Origin of the sequence: Serratia sp. T13T92 (assembly GCF_047530105.1) — a bacterium.
Classification (GTDB): Bacteria; Pseudomonadota; Gammaproteobacteria; order Enterobacterales; family Enterobacteriaceae; genus Chania; species Chania fonticola.
Genome location: NZ_JBLJAK010000133.1, coordinates 1 through 704, shown reverse-complemented (window position 1 = coordinate 704; position 704 = coordinate 1). Strand labels below are relative to the sequence as shown.

Genomic DNA, 704 nt, shown 5'->3' with positions numbered 1-704 from the left:
CTGCCTAGGCATCCACCGTGTACGCTTAGTCACTTAACCTCACAACCCGAAGGTGTTTCTGTAAACAGAGACACTGTCGTGCTGTTTATTTGAGAGACTCTATGACAGGTTAATCCTTACCCCAATAGTTCTACGGAGGGATAAGTTTCAGCTGTCATGTTTCAATTTTCAGCTTGTTCCAGATTGTTAAAGAGCAAAATACTTCGCAGCATACTGTTGCCAGTACACTCTGAAGTATTATCAAGGACTATATGGATATGGTGGAGCTAAGCGGGATCGAACCGCTGACCTCCTGCGTGCAAGGCAGGCGCTCTCCCAGCTGAGCTATAGCCCCATACAGTCACTTGCAGAAACCTTTATTTACCACTCGCTCAGGCAAGGCATGCTCACTGGACGTTTACGGTGTAAACGTATCGCGTGCAACGCAGCACAAGTGCGAATTTGGTAGGCCTGAGTGGACTTGAACCACCGACCTCACCCTTATCAGGGGTGCGCTCTAACCACCTGAGCTACAAGCCTATAAAGGTATTTCTGCTCGTTACTTTTTCATCAGACAATCTGTGTGGACACTGCACTCAACTGCATATCTTTAGGTAAGGAGGTGATCCAACCGCAGGTTCCCCTACGGTTACCTTGTTACGACTTCACCCCAGTCATGAATCACAAAGTGGTAAGCGCCCTCCCGAAGGTTAAGCTACCTACTT

At 48.0% G+C, this 704-nt stretch carries 2 tRNA genes and 1 rRNA gene; all 3 read right to left on the bottom strand.

Annotated features, from left to right (window positions below):
• Positions 1-258: 258 nt before the first annotated feature.
• Positions 259-334, bottom strand: a tRNA-Ala gene (locus ACMV5I_RS29580).
• A gap of 108 nt (positions 335-442) precedes the next feature.
• Positions 443-519, bottom strand: a tRNA-Ile gene (locus tag ACMV5I_RS29575).
• A gap of 75 nt (positions 520-594) precedes the next feature.
• Positions 595-704, bottom strand: a 16S ribosomal RNA gene (locus ACMV5I_RS29570); the annotation flags it as partial.